Here is a 5613-nt window from a genome sequence, read left to right as displayed (position 1 = left end):
CCAAATCGGCCATGGCAGGGCGTCTGGCGGTGAACGTATCGAGCAACACGACCATTGACACCCCGCTCTCGCTGCCCGAATTCCAGAACACATACGGGGCGAACGGCCAATACAGTTGGGGCGACAAACTCGCGTCGAAGGCTCCCGATTACGCCGAGAAGTTCTTCCGTACGGGCTGGACGACCAACAACTCGATCTCGATCAACGGCGGCGCCGAAGACCTGCGAGCCTACTTCTCCTACGGCAACGTAACATCCGGCGGCATCACCCCTGAAAACGACTACTCGCAACACACGCTCAACGCCAAAGTCGGTTTCGACCTTTTCAACGACCACATCAAGGTCGATTTCAACGCCAAATACGTGAACCAGCACATCTCGAACCAGCCGGCCGGCGGTTTCGTCTTCAACCCGCTCGTCGGCACCTACACCTTCCCGCGCGGCGGCGACTGGAACGGCTACAAAAGCAACTTCGAGACCTACAACGGCGAGCTCAACGCCAACGTCCAGAACTGGGTGACTACCACCGACGAGACCAACAGCAACCCCTACTGGCTGCTCAACCGCGAACGCCCCGTCGTCGAACGCAACCGCTACGAATTCGGCGGATCGATCAAATACCAGATCATCGACGGACTTTCGCTCACGGGCCGCATGCGCTACGAGCGCGCCGACGAACACTACGTACGCAACCACTACGCGTCGTCCTACGGCAATAAATACACCTACGGCAAAATGGACGACAACCGCTACTTCAGCGAACAGCTCTATGCGGACCTGCTCGCCCAGTACAACCATACGTGGGACGATTTCTCGCTCAACGCCACCCTCGGCACCAGCATGATGCAGACACGTTCGAACAACGTGAGCCTGCTCTACGAGCAGAGCAAGTTCGTCGCTCCGGGCAACGGCGGCGCCTACTATCCCAACATCTTCAACCCGTCGAATTTCTACATGAACGGCACGACCATGGGACTGGAGCGCAAACGGCTCAACTCGGTCTTCGGAGCTGTCACGTTCGGCTTCAAAGAGGCGCTCTTCCTCGACGTGACGGCCCGTAACGACTGGTCGTCGGCCCTCGCTTACACCGACGGCTACTCGTTCTTCTATCCTTCGGTGGGCGCCAGCCTTCTGCTCAACCGTTTCGTGGACATGGGCCGGAATATCGACCTGTTCAAATTCCGCGGTTCGTACTCCATCGTCGGCAACGACGTCCCCGTCTACAAGACCAATCCGCGCTATACCTACGGCGACCAAGGCGCCATCAACCCGCCCGAATCGGTGCCGTTCCGCACGCTGAAACCCGAAAAGACCCACTCGTTCGAGGTCGGTTTCGACGGAGAGTTCTTCCAGCACCGTCTGCACGTAAACGCCACCTATTACAAGACCAACACCAAGAACCAGTACTTCGAGGTGACGCTGCCGTGGGAGAGCGGTTACAAATCGCAGTTCGTCAATGCGGGCAACGTCCAGAACCAAGGCTTCGAACTGACGGCCGGCTGGTTCCAAGACTTCGGCAACGAATTCACATGGTCCACCGATCTGAATCTCTCGTACAACGACAACAAGATCATCGAGCTTTTCGACGGTATCCAAGACGGCGTAACGGTCTCCAACTTGGGCGGCGCCAAAGTGATCCTCTATGAAGGCGGCCAGTATGGCGACCTCTACGTCCGCACGCTCAAACGCGACGAGAGCGGCAAACTGGTGACGGAAACCCCCGAAGGCGCCGACTACCAGATCCCCGTAAACGGCGGCGAGCAGAATTCCGACCTGAAATACATGGGCAACATGAACTCGAAGTGGAACATGGGCTGGAACAACACGTTCCGCTACAAGGACCTGACACTGAGCATGCTCATCGACTTCCGCATCGGCGGCAAGGTCGTTTCGATGACCGAGGCCACACTCGACGGATACGGCGTATCGGAACGCACGGGCCGGGCGCGCGACCGCGGCTACGTGATGCGCGAGGGCATCAAATTCTCGAACGTCAAGGCTTACTACGACGTGGTGGGCGCGACAAGCTTCAACTCGGTCTACAACGTCGAGGATTACGTATACGACGCGACCAACGTCCGTATGCGCGAGATTTCGCTGGGCTACACTTTCCGTAACCTGTTCGGCCAGTCGAAGAACCTGACCCTTGCGTTCATCGCCCGCAACCTTTTCTTCTTCTACAAAGACGCCCCGATGGATCCCGACGTGTCGATGGGTACGGGCAACGGCCTGCAAGGCTTCGATGTCTTCAACCTGCCGACCACGCGCAGCTTCGGTCTGAACGTGAAACTGAATTTCTAATCAAAAGCGTTTACACATTATGAAACTCAAGAATATTCTTAGAAACGTTACCGCAATGGCGCTTCCCCTCGCACTGTTGGGAAGTTGTACGGGAGATTTCGAAGAGCTGAACACCAATCCCTACGAGATCGACCCCGAAGAACTGCCGTTCGAAGCGCAGTTCTCCACTCCCCTCTCGTTCAGTTACCCCACCCACCAGAACCTGTTCCAGTACTGGACCTCGTTGTCGATCGACAACTACGGCGGTTATTTCGAGGTGCCGCACAGCAACTGGACGATGGCGCGTTACGACCTCGCCCGCGGGTTCTGCGGCGGCATGCACGAGAACTTCATGCAGAAAATATTCAACAACACCCGCCGGCTGATCAAACAGTGCGACGCCGCCGGACAGCATGACTTCGCAGCCGTAGCCCGCATCGTCGAAGCGTATAACCTGCTCCAGTATACCGACACCTACGGCCCGGTTCCCTATTCGTCGGTCCTCGCAGCGGACGAACTGGCCGAACGCCCCAGCAGCTACGCCTACGACAAACAGGAAGATATCTACAAGGCGATATTCGCACAGCTGGACAAAGCGCTCGAAGGACTGGATACGGAGACCGCAGGTCTCGCATCGTTCGACTGCTGGTGCAACGGCGACCGCACGCTCTGGAAGAAGATCGCCAACCAGCTCAAGCTGCGCATGGCGCTGCGCATCGTCAAGGTAAACCCCGTCGATGCTGAAAAATACGCCAAGGAAGCCATTCAGGCCGGAGTCCTCGAAGACAAGGACATCCTTATCAACAAGTCCTACTCGAACGAACTGCGCCGCATGATGGACTGGCTGGATTCGGGCATCGGTTCGTCGATCGTAGCGTTCATGAACGGCTACAACGACCCGCGCCGCCCGCTCTATTTCACCACCAACGTCCGCCATCTGGTCAAGAAGACCGCCGAACCGACAGGCGAGAAAGACCAGAACAACGAGGACATATACAACGAAAGCGACATCCTGATCCGCAAGGGAGCGCAATACATCGGAGTTCCCGTAGGCTGCGAATTGGGCAATAAGAACGGCGGCAACGACAACCAGCGCGTCTACTACTCGTTTCTGGCCGGCGGATATGCGACGCCGCAGCCCATCATGTTCGCCGCCGAAGGCTGGTTCCTGCGCGCCGAAGCCAAACTTCGCTGGACCGACGCCGGGCAGCAGAGCGTAAAGGAACTCTATGAAAAGGGTATCGAGGTTTCCATCCGCAACCAGAAGAGCTACCGACAGTCCGACGCCGCGGCAGCATGGACCGAGAAGAAACTGACGGCCCCCGACTGGGCGGCTATCGACGATGCGGCTATCAGCAGCTACATCAACGACGATACCTCCTCACCTGAGGGTTATACGGACCCGTGGAAGCCGGAATACAACTCCGATCCGACCACCAGTATCACGGTGAAGTGGGACGAAGGCGCTTCGAATGAAGAAAAGCTCGAACGCATCATCACCCAGAAATGGATCGCCAACTTCCCGCTCTCGACCGAAGCGTGGGCCGATTACCGCCGCACGGGCTACCCCAAACTCTTCCGTCCGAAGCAAAATCTGGCCCCCTCGATCATCGACACGCAGCTCGGCCCGCGCCGCCTGCTGTACAACGAAACGGAACTGAGCTCCAACACCGTCGAGGTGAACAATGCCATCCAGCTGCTGAAGGCTGAATCTTCCGAAGTGAAAGGCGACGGCGACACCGGTGGCACCCGTCTGTGGTGGGACCGCAAGGACAAAGGCAATTTCTAACCCCGCCGATCCGTTTCACTCATAAACCGGGACTCCGTCGTATAACGACGGAGTCCTTTTTTCCATCCGACACATCCGAATCGGGCTCCGGCGCATTTCCGACCACTATCATGCGGCATACCATTTTTTCATGCCCCCGAATGGCTCGTACCGGAAACGGACAGATGATTTGCAAATATCAACTATTTTGTATTCATTTGTAATGAAGATAAAAATTAAGGTTAAAAACTTGTTTTAGTTGTAGCGGTAGCGACAGAGTTGTGAAACACCGTCGCTACATTTTTATTACCGGAAAATAGGCTATATATCAATTATTTTTCGTAATTTGCAGAAAACCATTTTAATCTTATTGCCCATTCGTCATCAAAGCCATCTAACACGGTAACAAGAAATAAAAGGGAAGAAGGTACGAGGCTCATAACCTCGTGCCTTCGTTTTGTATTTAGCACTTAAATCGAATATTTTTGCAAGTTCAAAGAAAATTCCTACCTTTGTTTTTGACAAGGGTTATTTGACAAGATGATTACGCAAAGTAGCGAATTTCGCACATTCTCCAAATCGTTACTAAAACCCCTGTAAAATCTTCTTAAAAGTCTGTTTGTCAGATTGATATATTTATCAACTGATTTATTAAAATAAGCAACAGTCCCACGCCTATATCCGTAAACGGATAAGACGCGGAGAAATGCCGGCTTATTCTCTTCTCAGTATTAATTTGCAAGATTTACCACTCGAGAATAAACTTACACTTTCCGTGTTAGTCAGTATGTATCACAAATATAGTGAATATATTCGAAAAATACAACTTCGGCACCTCTTTTTCGGGACTGTCGCGACCCTAAATTACAATAAAAAATTCAAATTCGCTAACTTCAGACCCAAAATGTGCCATACGAAGACCCGGAAACGAGCCTTCTCCGATCGCCGGCAGAATAAAACGCACACGCCCGTGCCAAGGCTCCGGCAGCACGCCCTACATCGCCAGCGCCAACACCACGACCATCAGGGCAACGCACCACAGAGGCAGGTCGCAGCGCTCCCCGGACATCGCGGCATCCAGCGCACGGGAGCGCTCCAGATAAAGCAGGAAGAGGAACCACAAGGCACCATATACGACATTCCGGGCAATGCCCCGGATAAACATTTCGGTACCTCCGTACAGATGCGGATCGTATCCGGAAAAGAGCAGCATGAGCAGCGCAGCGAAATGCAACACCACACGCAGCCCGGCATACCAGCGCGCCAGCGACAACCCGTAGGGGCTCCGGCCGACCAAGCCCCACAGCACGCAGACGGGCAGCGCCACGCCGGCCGCAGGGATCAGGAACATCAAAGCCGTGCCACCGCCCAGCCGCCACGAGCCCGAAACGAACTGCATGAGCAGCCCGAACGCCCACTCCCCCATACGGGAAACGACATAAGCCCCGAACACCCACACCGGGCCGGGCAACTCAGCGATACGGGCTGAAAACTTGGATTCCATAGGGCACGAACTTTACGCTGGAAACAAAGGTATGAAAAAAAGGGAGACCCGTGAACTGCACC

Annotated in this window: 3 protein-coding genes; 2 read left to right on the top strand and 1 reads right to left on the bottom strand. The window is 55.0% G+C overall.

Annotated features, from left to right (window positions below):
* Window positions 1–2300: SusC/RagA family TonB-linked outer membrane protein (locus tag QVP03_RS01275; RefSeq protein WP_288210588.1), on the top strand; the 2300-nt coding region annotated here is incomplete at its 5' end.
* Between the two features lie 19 nt (window positions 2301–2319).
* On the top strand, window positions 2320–4068 hold the full coding sequence (locus QVP03_RS01270) for a SusD/RagB family nutrient-binding outer membrane lipoprotein (protein ID WP_009599018.1): 1749 nt from the start codon (window positions 2320–2322) through the stop codon (window positions 4066–4068).
* A gap of 973 nt (window positions 4069–5041) precedes the next feature.
* Here QVP03_RS01270 and QVP03_RS01265 read toward each other — a convergent pair.
* Window positions 5042–5551, bottom strand: a complete 510-nt coding sequence (locus QVP03_RS01265; protein WP_022331868.1) for a hypothetical protein — start codon at window positions 5549–5551, stop codon at window positions 5042–5044.
* Window positions 5552–5613 lie beyond the last annotated feature (62 nt).

The sequence above is a fragment of the Alistipes sp. CAG:29 genome (assembly GCF_000435435.1).
Classification (GTDB): Bacteria; Bacteroidota; Bacteroidia; order Bacteroidales; family Rikenellaceae; genus Alistipes; species Alistipes onderdonkii.
Note: the sequence above shows the minus strand (reverse complement) of the source record. Positions and strands in the feature narration are given on the sequence as shown.

Excerpts from the sequence above, each read along its gene's own strand:
- QVP03_RS01270 (WP_009599018.1), top strand. The coding sequence starts at position 2,320 with ATGAAACTCAAGAATATTCTTAGAAACGTTACCGCAATGGCGCTTCCC.
- QVP03_RS01265 (WP_022331868.1), bottom strand. The coding sequence starts at position 5,551 with ATGGAATCCAAGTTTTCAGCCCGTATCGCTGAGTTGCCCGGCCCGGTG.